Genomic DNA, 14,035 nt, shown 5'->3' on the forward strand with positions numbered 1-14,035 from the left:
GCGTCCAACCTGCGTTATGATAAAGCAAGAAGGAGAGATGAAACGTGGAAATCACACCTAATATGACACCTGAACAATATGTAGACCAGCTGGTACAGGAAGATGAAGCGCTGCGCAACATTAGGGAGGCTATTGTTAAAGAAGGGATGCCGGAGGTATCGGTTGCTCATCCCTATGGAAAGTTGTTGACCTTTCTCATTGAAGTCTCAGGCGCACAGCAGGTACTGGAGATCGGAGCATTAGGAGGATACAGTGGATTATGCCTAGCCCGTGGGCTGGGAGAGAAAGGTCGCATCGTGTCTCTGGAGCTAAAAGAGGCGTATGCAGCGCTGGCTCATCAACATCTGAAAAACAATGGCTACGGTGATCGTGTCGAGTATCGTATTGGACCCGCAGTGGACAGCCTGAAGAAGCTTCAGGAAGAAGGAAAGACTTTTGATTTTTTCTTCATTGATGCGGATAAGGAAAATTACCCAGTGTATCTAGAGTATGCGATTGCACTGGCCAATCCAGGCGCTATAATTGCCGGAGATAACTGTTTTCTTCGGGGACGGACACTGAACACAGACAAGAACGGACCTGCCGTACAGGCCGTGAGACGTTTTAACGAAACGATAGCAACGGACCCACGGCTAGTCAGTACACTTTTGCCAGCTTATGATGGATTGGCATTGGCACGAGTGAAGTAACGGGCGTCCCTAAGTGAAGCTATACCAAAAGAACCTCCTTATCCACAGTAACGTGGAGCGGAGGTTCTTGTCTGTTAAGGCAGGCTGTCCTACCTGAAGGTTGTCTTACCTGAAATGAGGCGTAGCCTTACGATCAAAAAGCTTCATACGTACCCAGATGATATTGACGATCAGCAGCACACCAGACATAATGAACAGTCCTTCGATGCCGATGAATCCGGAAAGCACTCCGCCAATGACCGCACCCAGCATATTCCCGAGCGCCAGCGAACTGGTATTGAATCCGAAAGAGCGGCTTTCCATTCCTTCAGGTGTATAGGTGCGAATCAGCGCATTTACGCTTGGTAGCAGACCGCCCATAAACACACCCATGAAAAAACGGATAATGACAAGCTGCCATACTTCATTGACAAAAGCTTGCGGAATGAGCATAACTGCCGTTCCAAGCAGTGCGATTGTCAAGATCTTGTGTGCTCCTATTTTGTCACTTAATCGTCCAAGGAGCGGTGCGGCTACCATATTGGATACGCCTGTAATAGCGGTAACGAATCCGGCAACCAGTGCAATTCCTTCTGCCGAGCCATATAGCTTTTGCACATACAAAGGTAGCAGAGAAACGGTACTGATCATAGCAAACTGGAGTAAGAACGTTACGGTGAACAAAGCCGGAAGCTGGGGCGTATGGCTTAGCTCCTTTAATCCGGCAAGAACCGAAATTTGTGGAATTCGTGCGGCTTCCGCTTTGCTGAAATTTTCTTTAACCAAAAACATTGCCATTAGAGAGGCTAGGAAAATAAGAGCTCCTGTAATGTAAAAGATCGGTCTGAATCCCACCCAGTCAGCCAAAAATCCACCTAGCAAAGGGCCGAGAATCGTGCCAGCCATTTGACCGGATTGCATAATTCCCATAGCAAATCCGGTTCGCTCTTTGGGAGTGGTACCCGACACTAGGGAAATAGAAGCCGGGTTGAAACCCGAAATTGTACCGTTTAGCAGGCGAAGCGCCAGCAGTTGCCATGGGTGGGTGACCAAACCCATACACCCGATGACCAGAGCCATGCCAAAGCCTGAGCGAAGCAGCATGACTTTACGTCCATATCGGTCGGCCAGTTTGCCCCATAATGGCTGAAATATAAACGAGGTCAAAAAGTTAGCTGCAAAAATAACTCCTGCCCACAGACCTATATCGTGCTCGCCCTTCACATGGAGGTCTTGAGCCAAATACAGGGCAAGGAACGGAGTAATCATTGTAATTCCCGCATTGACCAGAAACTGACCGAACCAAAGCACAATGAGATTGATTTTCCACGTCTCCCACGTTTTCAATGTGCTTTCACTTCCTTTCTGCCATTCTCATCCTGTTGTAAAGGTACTTATTCATGTATAACTTACCCGGAGCTTTAAAAAAGCCATTTCTCTAGTATAGCACACTTCATTGAAACTTTATCCAAATGTCATGGGTTTGTCATGGTTTGTTTGAGAGCGGCGGTTGTTACGACTCTTGAAAAAGGGCATAATAAAATATAGTATTTATGATTCGAACTGGAGGCTGAAGTCATGACCTACAATGATACTTTTATCCGCGCTTGCCGCAAGCAAGCTGTGGATCATATTCCCGTATGGTACATGCGGCAGGCCGGAAGGTATGACCCTGAGTATCGCAAAATTAAGGAAAAATATACGCTGCTTGAAATTTGTCGCCAGCCCGAGTTGGCCGCAGAAGTGACGTTGATGCCCGTCCGCAAGCTTGGGGTGGACGCTGCAATTTTATATTCTGATATTATGAATCCGGTAGCCTCGCTAGGGGTTGATTTTGATATTGTCAAAAATATTGGCCCGGTTATTGATAATCCGATCCGGTCAGCTGCAGACGTAGACAACTTGCGTCCGATTGATGTAGAACGCGATTTGGGTCATATTTTGGAAACCATCCGTATTTTAGACCGTGAGTTGAACGTGCCATTGATCACGTTTGCTGGAGCGCCTTTTACTATTGCAAGCTATTTAATAGAAGGAAGACCCTCCAAGGGATATATTCGCACCAAAGCGATGATGTATGGAGAGCCTGAACTGTGGCATCGTTTGATGGATAAGCTAGGGGATATGGTTATTACATACGTGCGGGCCCATATCGCTAACGGCGGTAAGGCTTTTCAATTGTTTGATAGCTGGGTAGGTGCACTCTCGCCTTATGATTTTCAAACTTTTGTGTTGCCGACCATTGTACGTATTTTCCATGAGTTATCTGATCTGAATGTGCCTAAAATTTATTTTCCAGGCGTAAGCTCCGGTGAATTGCTTCCGCATTTGAGCGGGGTAAAAGCCGATGTGATTGGACTGGACTGGCGGGTAAGTATACCTGAAGGCCGTCGCCGCTTGGGTAACAGTTTTGGAGTACAGGGGAATTTGGACCCTTATGTACTTACTGCGCCGATGAATGTGATCAAGCAGTATGCAAAAACCATTGTAGATGAAGGCATCCTGGAGCCGGGCTACATTTTTAATCTTGGTCACGGCTTATTTCCTGAAGCCTCGCTAGATAAGCTAAGAGAGCTTACCGATTATGTACATGAGTATTCTCGCTCTGTTTTGTCAAAGAACTAAATACAACTAGAAAAGATAAGAGGGATCTGCCAATGAAAGCCAAAGTGGGTGTACTGGTCATGTCCTACGGGACGCCAGAGAGTCTGGACCAGGTTGAAGCGTATTATACACATATTCGCCGTGGTCATGCTCCCTCACCGGAGCAGTTGAAAGAATTAAAAGATCGCTACGAAGCCATTGTGGGCGGCGTGTTTCCGTTGCGTCAGAACACAGATCGACAGGTTCACAACCTGCAGGAAACCTTAAACCAGGAAAATCGCAACCCGGACATAGAATTTGTCTGTTATCAGGGGCTCAAACACGCCAAGCCGTTTATTGAGGACGGTGTCGAAGCGATGGTGCAAGATGGCATTCGTACGGCGGTGGGTGTCGTGCTGGCTCCGCATTATTCCGTTATGAGTGTAGGCTCTTATATCAAGCGTGCACAGGCTAAGGCACAGGAACTGGATCTGGCCATATCGTTTGTGGAGAGCTATTATCTTCATCCAAAGCTAATCAAGACGCTGACTGAGCGTGTGAATGCGAAACTGGCGCTTTTTGAAGAAGCGGGAGCCAAGCGGGACGAAGTTCGTGTTCTGTTCAGTGCGCACAGCTTGCCTGAGCGGATTTTGGCTATGGGTGATCCTTATGTGGAGCAATTAATGGCTACTTCGCAGGCTGTCGCGGATAAGGCGGGAATTACCAACTGGCAGTTTACGTGGCAAAGTGCCGGCCGTACAGCAGAACCATGGCTGGGACCAGATATTTTGGATACCATGCACAGTCTGAAGGAAGAGCAAGTGGAGTATGTGCTGGCTGCGCCAGTCGGCTTTGTTTCTGATCACTTAGAGGTGTTATACGACCTGGATATTGAAGCACAGGCTTTGGCAAAGGAACTGGATATGCGTTTTCAGCGTATTGATTCACTCAACAGTGACCCACTGTATATGGAGACGCTTAGTGATGTCATCATAGACCAATGGAAAAAGGGATGAGGACATAATGGAGCAAAAGGTACGTAATATTGTAATTGTAGGCGGAGGCTTGACCGGGCTTAGCACTGCTTTTTATACACGGAAAATGTACAAAGAAGCTGGCTACACACCTCGAATTACGCTGGTGGAAAAAGCTTCCGTGCTGGGCGGAAAAATTGAAACATTGCATAAAGATGGTTTTGTCATTGAAAAGGGACCAGATTCCTTTCTGGCCCGGAAAACGGCTATGATAGATCTGGCAAAAGAGTTGGAGCTGGATCATGAGCTTGTAAGCACGAACCCTGAGGCTAATAAGACATATATTTTGCATGAAGGTCGGCTTCATCCGATGCCTCCTGGGCTGGTGCTGGGCATTCCAACAGAGCTGAAACCCTTTTTACGCAGCGGTTTGATCTCTTTAGGTGGAAAAATGCGGGCTATGATGGATTTTGTCATTCCGCCTCGTCGTGAACCGGGAGATGAGGCGCTGGGTGATTTTATTGAACGCCGACTGGGCAAAGAAGTGCTGGAGAATGTAACCGAGCCACTGCTGGCGGGAATCTATGCTGCCAACATGAAGACGCTAAGTTTGCAGGCTACTTTTCCACAGTTTGCTGAGGTGGAGCAGCAATATGGAAGCCTCATTCACGGAATGATGACAGGTCGAAAACCTGCTGAAACGCATACAGGTACCAAGAAAAGCGCTTTTTTGACCTTCCGTCAAGGCTTGCAAAGTTTGGTGCATGCATTGCTGAATGATTTGTATGACTGTGATTTACGCACCGGAATTGCTGTTACCGAATTCACAAAGACGACTGAAAATGAAGGAAGTTCCTATCGCGTTATGTTGGACAATGGAGAGACGCTGGAGACAGACGATATTTTTGTAACGACTCCTAACTTCGCTGCTGCGCCGCTACTGCGAGATCATGTAAATGTGACTGCACTGGAAGCTGTAAAATATGTATCCGTAGCGAACGTAGTCATGGCCTTTGATAAAACAGATATTGAAAACGTCTTTGACGGCTCCGGTTTCCTGGTTCCTCGCAAGGAAGGACGTAGCGTGACTGCATGTACGTGGACGTCCGCCAAATGGCTACATACCAGCCCGGACGATAAGGTACTGTTGCGTTGTTATGTAGGGCGAGCAGGTGCTGAAGAAACAGTAGAATTACCGGATAATGAGCTGATTGCGGTGGTACGCAAGGATTTGAAAGAGATGATGGGTGTTACAGCAATTCCGTTGTTCACGGAAATTACACGTCTTCGCAATTCCATGCCGCAATATCCGGTGGGGCACCCACAGGCTATAGCTGATCTGCGGGAAGAACTGCGCAGTGCGATGCCAGGTGTGTATGTTTTGGGCGCTGGTTATGATGCGATCGGTTTGCCAGACTGTATCCGTCAGGCCAAGGAATGGGCTTCCCATGCTGTTCAAGCGGCACAGCAGGAATTCGTTAAGGTAGAGGTATAAATGTTCGATAATGAACCCTTCGCGATCCAGGCGAGGGGTTCTATTTATATAGAAATTTGATATATAATGGAGAAGGTGTAAAATTCGCCAGCTAATAAGGAATTCATGCATATGTAGTAGCATAGAAGGAGTGAAGAATGTACCCTCCCAGGTCACAGAGAAATGAAGGTCGAAAGAAAGCGAGAAAACCAAAAATAGGCAAGGCTTGGATCATTACGAATCTAGTCTTGCTGCTAATGATCGTAGGCCTTTTCGGTTATTATTACATATTTGAACGCGATAGTAGTGCTTCTCTTGCGGAAAACGCCCAGTATTCGCAAACTAAAAAGAACATCCCAACGGGGTCTGCTAATGATGATGAGTACCCTACTCCCTCAGGAAGTGAAGAAGTTAATGAAACGAAGGAATCTACCGTTCCAGACACAAGCAGTTCTCCCGTGACAACGCCCGACACCAATGCCTCCGAAGGCAGCTCTTCAGGAGCAAAATCATCTTCGGAGAAAGAAAGGCAAGCACAGGAGAATTCGCCAAAGAAGGATGCAAACAACGATGATGGCAATTCTCCAGCAGTTACACTTCACTTCATAGGGGATGTGCAGTTCTCTGGTAAAGTTGAGCAGAGGTTGGAGCAGAATGGGTTTGATTTTCCATACCAATATCTCGGGAGCTTGTTCCATAAAGACGATCTAACGATTGCCAATTTGGAAACACCGGTGACCACTAATGGCGTTGGTGCGTTAAATAAAACGTATGTGTATAAATCTTCGCCCAAGGCGCTAACTGCAATGGCAGCGGCAGGGATCGATGCTGTAAATTTGGCCAACAATCATATTTTGGATCAGGGGACAAGCGGATTACTGGATACACTGAACTATTTGGATGAAAAGGGTATAGCCCATGCTGGAGCTGGACGCAATGCCAAAGAAGCGTATGCGCCGCATTATTTTGAACGTAACGGGATTAAAATTGCGTTGTTGGGGGCTACACGTGTCATGCCTGAAGCCAACTGGAATGCAGGTGCCCAGCAGCCCGGTGTAGCGGGGGCTTATGATTCGACCGCTATCGTAAAGTCCATTCGTGAGGCACGAAATCAGGCTGATTTGGTGATTGTGGTTGCCCATTGGGGCAAGGAGCGAGCCACTGCACTTGAGCCCCATCAAACTGAGTTATCTCACGCTTTTATTGACGCTGGAGCTGATCTTGTCGTTGGCGGTCATCCTCATGTGCTACAAGGGATGGAGCAATATAAAGGCAAATGGATTGCATACAGCACAGGCAATTTTATTTTTTCTAAATCAACGGTGCCAGCCACCTGGGATACAGCGATATTTCAGGCCACCTGTACCCGGAACGGGGACTGTAAGATGAAGCTGACCCCTTACCGAGCTGATCTGGGTCAACCGATTCCGTTGAAGGATGCGGAGGCCAGCAAAATTTTGCAGAAAGTAGCGGCACTGTCACCAAGCAATGTCTCGATAGGTGTGGATGGTATGGTAAGCGTTCAGTAACAGTAAGAAAGAAATTGTTAATATGGACATGGACGGAACGATCGTATGAGCGAATCCTTTGTGAATGGAGGTCATAACGGGATGAATCATATGTGCGTGGCTCACCGCGGTTTCTCGGGGATTGCTCCCGAGAACACGATGGCAGCCTTTAAGCTTGCGCTGGAACAGCCTTTTGTGCACTGGATTGAACTGGATGTACAGCTGTCAAAGGACGGTGTTCCGGTGGTCTTTCATGATTTTACGCTGGAGCGAACGACGAACGGTACGGGACGAGTAAAGGATGCAGACTGGAAAGACTTACAACGACTCGATGCAGGTAGCTGGAAAAATGCACAATATCATGGGGAACCTATTCCGTCCCTCGCCCAAGTGCTTGATTTGTGCCAGGGACGTGTATCGCTCAATATTGAGCTCAAAACTGCTGGTGATATGTATCCGGGACTAGAGAAAGCCGTCCTTCGTGAAATTATAATGAGGGGGATGGAGGGTGAGGTGGTTTTAACTTCTTTTGAGCGTACGGCCTTGCGCCGAGCAAAAGAACTGGCACCTGAAATCCCTACTGGACTGATTATCGACGCCCGTCCAGACGATTTGGCACAGCAATTAGAAAATTTACAATGTTCTTTTTTGTCTATTGGCTATCTACGGTTAGACCGAAAGCTCTTAAAAGATCTGATCGGGCGGGGGATTACGGTCATGGCGTGGACGGTGGATGACCGGCGTATCATGCGGAGATTATCCTCATTACATCCTGAATTGATGATCTGTACCAACTGGCCGAATCGCTGGGAGCAGGTTTTTTTGCTTTCCAAGCCCCGGTTGTGGCACTATATACGTAAACTTATTCGTTAATCAATTGGACTACATACGCAGAAAGGGTGACGGATCGTAATGAATGTGGAAATTCGTAATGTTTATTGTGTCGGACGCAATTATAAGTTGCATGCGGAGGAACTGGGGAATGATGTTCCCTCAGAACCGATGATTTTCTTGAAACCATCTCATGCGGTTGTGCCATTGGATGGTGCTAAGCTGGAGCTTCCTCAGGGTAAGGGAGATATTCATTTTGAGACTGAACTGGTGGTGGCTGTAGGACGTAACTACGAACCAGGCATGACCGCAGGTGCGTGTCTGAACGCTTTTGCGTTTGGCATTGATTTTACCCTGCGTGATGTACAAAGTACGCTCAAGAAAAAAGGTCATCCATGGACTGCTGCCAAAGGCTTTAAATCGTCTGCACCTGTGACACCGTTCTTGCCTTTAGAGAGCTTGGACATGCTGGAGCAGCAGGATTTTTCCTTGCTCAAAAATGGACAAGAGGTGCAGCGTGGGCATGTCAAGGACATGATCTTTTCCATCCAGCACATCGTTGAATATATAGCGACTCAATATGGACTGGGTGAGGGTGACATTATTTTTACAGGCACTCCGGCGGGTGTAGGGCCTACAGCGAGCGGGGACCACTTTGAGCTTTATTGGGGGAGTGACCGTCAGGGAAGCTTCATCATCGGCTAAATCTACAGACGGCATTAATGAAGATGATTTAAAAAGCCTTGTGAAGGCCGTGTCCTGTGCGAAAGCATGGGGCACGGCTTTTATATAAGCGTATAGCATTGTACAATGATATACAGAACTAAAAGCGAAAAACAGAGATTCATCTCAAATGCGGGGGTATATCATGGACTGGATCATCGGATTACTTTCCGCTGCTGTAGTGGCGGGGGCTGCATTTTATAAAAAATCCTTAACCTTATCCGGCTTTGCTGCGGCTGTACTGATGGGAACTGTGTATTATGGGGCGGGCAACCTGTTTTGGTTCGGCACATTGCTCTTATTTTTTATCACGTCTACTCTATTGTCGAAGTTCAAAAAGGAGCGCAAGGCTGAGCTCGAAAAGTCATATGCCAAAACCGGTAACCGGGATGCAGGACAAGTGTGGGCCAATGGGGGATTAGGCATGCTGCTATGTCTAGGTCATGCGATATGGCCTCATGTTGCTTGGCAACTGGCATTTGTCGGTGTTATGGCTACAGTCACAGCTGATACGTGGGCAACGGAATTTGGAAGCCTGAGTCGTAAGCCGCCTCGTTCGGTGCTTACCGGGAAGGTGCTGGCACCCGGAACCTCGGGAGGAGTATCTGTATTGGGAACGGCTGCGGCCTTGGCCGGTGGCATACTGATCGGTATAGGCGCATGGGGCTTTGGATACGCCGTAGGTATGCCGGAATTGCCAATATGGCTGTGGGCACTGATCGGAGGGTTATCTGGCAGTGCTGGAGCCTTCGCTGATTCCTATCTTGGTGCTACAGTGCAGTTGATGCGTTTCTGCCCAGTTTGCAAACGGGAAGTAGAGGTAGACTTGCATTGTGGGCAAACGACAGTTTATCTACGAGGCTGGCATTGGATGAGCAATGATCGGGTGAATAGCATCAGCTCTATTTTCGGAGGATTGGTCGCTCTTGCAGGTATCTTCTTTATGCTATGAGCCAGGCTGGAGATCGTTCTAGAGAATAACTGCGTGCTTCAATCATTGTTTCAGGAGGTGCAAAGATGGGGGATATGCACGGAGATAAATATGAAGCTATTTTGGACGCCGCTTACACTGTCTTCGGCACCAAAGGCTTTTATGAAAGCAAAATTTCCGAAATTGCAGAACAAGCGGGTGTTGCTAAAGGTACGGTATACTTGTACTTTAAAAGTAAAGAGCAGTTATTTACAGCAGTCACACGTAGAGATTGCGAACAATATCTATCCGAAATGCAAGGTGCATTGGTCAATCGTACTTTGGGAGAGGGACTGCTGCGGATGGCGAATTTGCATCTCCACTATTATTACAAACGCAAGCAGCATACTAAATTATTTTTTATGACTCCTAATAGTGACCCTGATCTTATGGAGTTTATGCGGGGATTTATTCAGGACTATACCGATCTGGTCAAAAATAAACTGGCGTCAGAGGGTGTGCCGCAGCCCGAATTTCATGCCAAGGCATTCATTGGTATGATGGAACGCCTAAAAATGGATATTTTGTTGAACCAAAATTTCCGTGCATGTGACGTGGATCAGACGGCTGCATTGGCAGCTAATTTATTTATGCATGGCTGTGAGGCCGGAGTACAAAAATTCTGACATGTGGTCTTTTAAAACCGTACTGGCTTTGTTCAGCTAACGGTTTTTTTAATCATTGGCTGTGTCTGTGTTAAAATAAACAAGATGCATCACAAAATCGGGGAAGAGTAGGGAATCTGTAATGAATATTATGACCGTTGAACATATAACCAAAAGCTACGGCGAGAAAATGTTGTTCGAGGATGTTTCCTTTGGTATGGATGAGCGCGACAAAATAGGGGTTGTTGGTGTAAATGGTACTGGCAAATCAACGTTTTTACGTGTAATTTCCGGCCTAGAGCCGCCAGATGACGGTAATATTGCAGTGAACAACGATGTGCGAATTCAGTATCTGGCACAAAATCCGGAGTTTGATCCTGAAATGAAGGTACTCCAGCATATTTTTCATGGAAACCAGCTTGAAATGAAAGCAGTGCGTGAATATACAGAAACGATGGAATTACTGGAATTGAATCCGGGTAGCGAGGAGCTCCAAAACCGCCTGCTGCGAGCAAGTCAGCAAATGGATACGTTTCAAGCATGGCAGCTGGAGAGCGAGGCCAAAAATATACTTACCCGACTGGGAATCACTCAGTTTGAGTCTCGTATGGGCGTTCTCTCTGGTGGTCAGCGTAAACGGGTTGCTTTGGCTGCGGCTTTGATCCAACCTTGTGAGCTGCTCATTTTGGACGAGCCTACCAACCATATTGATAATGATTCCGTTGCGTGGTTGGAGCAATATTTGCAAAAGAGACGTGGTGCGTTGTTAATGATCACGCATGATCGCTATTTTCTGGATAGAGTTGCTAATGTCATGTTAGAGCTGGATCATGGTCGCCTTTTCCGTTATGAGGCTAACTATACCCGTTTTCTGGAGCTGAAGGCAGAACGCGAGGAGCGGGAAGCATCTTCGGAACAAAAAAGGAAGAACCTGCTGCGTAATGAGCTGGCCTGGATTCGTCGAGGAGCAAAAGCACGTTCGACCAAGCAGAAAGCGCGTATTGACCGATATGAGCAGCTTAGGGATCAGCAACCGGAAGCTCGTTCTGGATCTGTAGATATGTCCGTGGCCTCCACACGTCTGGGTAAAAAGATATTGGAGATCGAGCATTTGTCCAAATCGGTAGATTCCCGTAAGCTGATTCAGGATTTGAGTTACATTGCGGTTCCTGGTGATCGTGTGGGCATCCTGGGACCTAACGGTAGTGGAAAATCCACTCTGCTCCAAATGATTGCCCAGCGTGTAGAACCAGATTCCGGCAGTGTTGTATTGGGACCAACTGTGAAGCTCGGTTATTTTACTCAAGAACATCAGGAAATGGACGAATCCTTGCGTGTCATTGAATATATTAAGGAAGAAGCGGAAGTGATTCGTACGGCAGATGGTTCGACGATTACAGCTGCGCAGATGCTGGAGCGTTTTCTGTTTGCACCAAGTGCGCAATGGACGGTTATTTCTCGTTTGTCCGGGGGCGAAAAACGTCGCTTGTATCTGCTGCGTGTCCTTATGTCCGCACCAAATGTACTATTGCTGGATGAACCGACAAATGATCTCGATATTCAGACTCTTTCCGTTTTGGAAGACTATCTGGATGAATTCCCAGGCGTAGTTTTTATCGTTTCCCATGATCGTTATTTCCTGGATCGGACCGTGGACAAAATACTGGCATTCGAAGGGAATGGACAGGTACGTGTACATGTAGGCGACTATAGCGAGTATGCAGAATGGATCAGTAAAAATGCACAGCTTTCTGCGAATACGTCTGTCTCGCCGGGCACAGCTTCCTCGAATCGGTCTTCTGCACCTAAGTCTGCGGGTCCTTCCGAATCAGTCAATGGGGCAAATAAACCCAAGCTTAAATTTACCTTTAAGGAACAGCGGGAATATGAGCAGATTGATGAGCTGATTGAACAAGCCGAACAGAAACTGGTCGACATTCAGCGACAGATGGAGGAATCTTTCAGCGATTCGGCACGGTTGCAGGAGCTGATGGCTGAGCAAGCGAAGGCTGAACAGCATCTAGAGTACCAAATGGAACGTTGGACCTATTTGAATGAGCTAGCCGAGCAAATTGAACAAAGTAAATCTTAAAAATAAAAGCAAGTCTCCATTTAGATGGAGGCTTGCTTTTTTGTAGAAGTAGAAGTATGTGCACCTGTTTTCCATGCAGCATAGAATGGTTAGGCTGTTACATAAGCCACGAGCAGACGGGCAGTGTTTAATACGGCCTGCTTATGCGTGCGCTCCATTGCGTGAGAGGCGTGTACGCCAGGTCCGATCAGTGCGGCACGAATGTTATTGCCTGCTTTAAGCGCAGCCGAAGCGTCTGAACCATAGTGCGGATAAATATCTACCGCATACGGAATATTCAGCTCCTTGGCCAGCTCAATCAGACGGGTCGTCATGTTATAGTCGTAAGGGCCTGAGGAGTCTTTGGCACAGATGGAAACGTCCGTTTCCTTGCAGCTCAGATCTTCACCTATGCAGCCCATGTCGACAGCAATCATCTCACTGATTCCTTCAGGTATGTAGGCCGCTCCGTGCCCCACTTCCTCATAGTTGGAAATGAGCAATTTAACAGTATGTCGAGGCTTCCAGCCTCCATGTACAGATGATTCTAATAAACCAAACAGTGCCGCTACGCTGGCTTTATCATCCAAGTGCCGCGACTTGATAAAGCCACTGGGCGTTACGACTGGGCGCGCTTCGAACGAAATAAAATCGCCCACCGAAATACCGAGCTGAAGCACGTCTTCTTTCGACTCGACAAGCTCGTCAATCCGTACCTCCATATGGCTCTCCTTGCGCTCAAAGCTTCGTGCATCATCATAGACGTGCACGGATGGGTGGCTGGATAGAATAGTGCCCGTATACGTTTGTCCGCTTCTGGTATGAATAAGGCAGTATTCGTTCTCAATGCTGTTCATCATGAAGCCACCCACAGATGTCAGGCGTAGGGTACCTTGCGCTGTAATCGAACGAACCATCGCCCCCAATGTATCCACATGCGCGCTAAGCGCCACTGTATGGTCCGTTTCTTCACCTTCCAGAGTCAGGATAGCACCACCTTTTGCATTCCATTCGATGGGTACCCCTAGCTTTTCGGCTTCCTTACGAATCAGCTCCATCACATGATGTGTATATCCGCTAGGACTGGGCGTGTTCAAAAGCTGATTTAAAAAGCTCATGATATAGTTTTCATTGAATTGAATTGTCATTTGTTGCTCCTCCTCATTTGGACAACCGATCAGGGTTAGAGGACGGTTGCTCTATACCTGGGTCGGATGTAGACACCGTGCTGGAAGAACCAGTCGTGTCATTGGACACATTCGCGTATGCTTCCACTGCCGATGTGTGCTCTTCTTGTAGTGTATGAAGCTGATTAGTCAGACGCTTGATCTCTCTCTGAAGCCTATATTGACGGAAGATTCCGAAAGAACCGACAATAAGTCCACCTAAAAGAGTGCAACCGAGAATAAGCAGAATCAAAGGAATGCTGACCCTGCTAAACAGAAGGTTCACTTGAACCGAATTGACATTAATAACAGCAAAAACAGCTGTTAACAAAGCTATAACAAGTGCTGCAATCAAAGACCATTGTGTTTTCAAAATGCCACCTCCTCCCGTTACATTATAAAATCCCTTGTCCTCCATGGACAAGGGATTTATCCGTGCATCTTTTTAATGCGGGATTCGAA

At 47.2% G+C, this 14,035-nt stretch carries 13 protein-coding genes; 10 read left to right on the forward strand and 3 right to left on the reverse strand.

Translation table 11 applies throughout. The features are described 5' to 3' along the window. Positions 1–44 precede the first annotated feature (44 nt). The gene (locus tag MKX36_RS08355; protein ID WP_017425857.1) at positions 45–689 is read left to right on the forward strand and encodes an O-methyltransferase; all 645 of its coding nucleotides are present in this window, start codon (positions 45–47) and stop codon (positions 687–689) included. Positions 690–794: 105 nt separating this feature from the next. Here MKX36_RS08355 and MKX36_RS08360 read toward each other — a convergent pair whose 3' ends face one another. After that, positions 795–2,015 (reverse strand): MFS transporter, encoded by a 1,221-nt coding sequence (locus MKX36_RS08360; protein WP_016819707.1) that lies wholly within the window; start codon positions 2,013–2,015, stop codon positions 795–797. Positions 2,016–2,246: 231 nt separating this feature from the next. Here MKX36_RS08360 and hemE point away from each other — a divergent pair, with 231 nt between their 5' ends. From hemE to MKX36_RS08405, 9 genes are all read left to right on the forward strand, one after another. Next, positions 2,247–3,293: a uroporphyrinogen decarboxylase gene (gene hemE / locus MKX36_RS08365; protein ID WP_340864528.1), complete on the forward strand. Its 1,047-nt coding sequence runs from the start codon at positions 2,247–2,249 to the stop codon at positions 3,291–3,293. Between the two features lie 32 nt (positions 3,294–3,325). After that, on the forward strand, positions 3,326–4,267 hold the full coding sequence (gene hemH, locus MKX36_RS08370) for a ferrochelatase (RefSeq protein ID WP_340864529.1): 942 nt from the start codon (positions 3,326–3,328) through the stop codon (positions 4,265–4,267). A gap of 7 nt (positions 4,268–4,274) precedes the next feature. Then, positions 4,275–5,720: a protoporphyrinogen oxidase gene (gene hemG / locus MKX36_RS08375; protein WP_340864530.1), complete on the forward strand. Its 1,446-nt coding sequence runs from the start codon at positions 4,275–4,277 to the stop codon at positions 5,718–5,720. Positions 5,721–5,857: 137 nt separating this feature from the next. After that, on the forward strand, positions 5,858–7,228 hold the full coding sequence (locus MKX36_RS08380; protein ID WP_340864531.1) for a CapA family protein: 1,371 nt from the start codon (positions 5,858–5,860) through the stop codon (positions 7,226–7,228). Positions 7,229–7,309: 81 nt separating this feature from the next. Continuing rightward, entirely contained in the window at positions 7,310–8,080 is a 771-nt protein-coding gene (locus MKX36_RS08385) for a glycerophosphodiester phosphodiesterase (protein ID WP_340864532.1), read from the forward strand. A 39-nt stretch (positions 8,081–8,119) separates the two neighbouring features. Next, entirely contained in the window at positions 8,120–8,743 is a 624-nt protein-coding gene (locus tag MKX36_RS08390; RefSeq protein WP_340864533.1) for a fumarylacetoacetate hydrolase family protein, read from the forward strand. Positions 8,744–8,906: 163 nt separating this feature from the next. Next, positions 8,907–9,713, forward strand: a complete 807-nt coding sequence (locus MKX36_RS08395) for a DUF92 domain-containing protein (RefSeq protein WP_025364557.1) — start codon at positions 8,907–8,909, stop codon at positions 9,711–9,713. Positions 9,714–9,778: 65 nt separating this feature from the next. Next, a complete protein-coding gene (locus MKX36_RS08400) occupies positions 9,779–10,357 on the forward strand; it encodes a TetR/AcrR family transcriptional regulator (RefSeq protein WP_016819715.1) in 579 nt (192 codons plus the stop codon). Between the two features lie 121 nt (positions 10,358–10,478). After that, a complete protein-coding gene (locus tag MKX36_RS08405; protein ID WP_340864534.1) occupies positions 10,479–12,428 on the forward strand; it encodes an ABC-F family ATP-binding cassette domain-containing protein in 1,950 nt (649 codons plus the stop codon). Positions 12,429–12,517: 89 nt separating this feature from the next. Here the strand turns inward: MKX36_RS08405 and MKX36_RS08410 are convergent, their stop codons facing one another. Continuing rightward, positions 12,518–13,555, reverse strand: coding sequence for a M42 family metallopeptidase (locus MKX36_RS08410; protein ID WP_016819717.1), 1,038 nt, complete (start codon positions 13,553–13,555; stop codon positions 12,518–12,520). Between the two features lie 13 nt (positions 13,556–13,568). Further along, complete coding sequence (locus tag MKX36_RS08415; protein WP_016819718.1) at positions 13,569–13,991, reverse strand: LapA family protein; 423 nt, start codon at positions 13,989–13,991, stop codon at positions 13,569–13,571. Positions 13,992–14,035: the final 44 nt, after the last annotated feature.

The sequence above is a fragment of the Paenibacillus sp. FSL W8-0439 genome (assembly GCF_038008995.1).
GTDB classification, from domain to species: domain Bacteria; phylum Bacillota; class Bacilli; order Paenibacillales; family Paenibacillaceae; genus Paenibacillus; species Paenibacillus polymyxa.

Excerpts from the sequence above, each read along its gene's own strand:
- hemE (WP_340864528.1), top strand. The coding sequence starts at position 2,247 with ATGACCTACAATGATACTTTTATCCGCGCTTGCCGCAAGCAAGCTGTG.
- hemH (WP_340864529.1), top strand. The coding sequence starts at position 3,326 with ATGAAAGCCAAAGTGGGTGTACTGGTCATGTCCTACGGGACGCCAGAG.
- hemG (WP_340864530.1), top strand. The coding sequence starts at position 4,275 with ATGGAGCAAAAGGTACGTAATATTGTAATTGTAGGCGGAGGCTTGACC.
- MKX36_RS08380 (WP_340864531.1), top strand. The coding sequence starts at position 5,858 with ATGTACCCTCCCAGGTCACAGAGAAATGAAGGTCGAAAGAAAGCGAGA.
- MKX36_RS08385 (WP_340864532.1), top strand. The coding sequence starts at position 7,310 with ATGAATCATATGTGCGTGGCTCACCGCGGTTTCTCGGGGATTGCTCCC.
- MKX36_RS08390 (WP_340864533.1), top strand. The coding sequence starts at position 8,120 with ATGAATGTGGAAATTCGTAATGTTTATTGTGTCGGACGCAATTATAAG.
- MKX36_RS08395 (WP_025364557.1), top strand. The coding sequence starts at position 8,907 with ATGGACTGGATCATCGGATTACTTTCCGCTGCTGTAGTGGCGGGGGCT.
- MKX36_RS08400 (WP_016819715.1), top strand. The coding sequence starts at position 9,779 with ATGGGGGATATGCACGGAGATAAATATGAAGCTATTTTGGACGCCGCT.
- MKX36_RS08405 (WP_340864534.1), top strand. The coding sequence starts at position 10,479 with ATGAATATTATGACCGTTGAACATATAACCAAAAGCTACGGCGAGAAA.
- MKX36_RS08410 (WP_016819717.1), bottom strand. The coding sequence starts at position 13,555 with ATGACAATTCAATTCAATGAAAACTATATCATGAGCTTTTTAAATCAG.
- MKX36_RS08415 (WP_016819718.1), bottom strand. The coding sequence starts at position 13,991 with ATGGAGGACAAGGGATTTTATAATGTAACGGGAGGAGGTGGCATTTTG.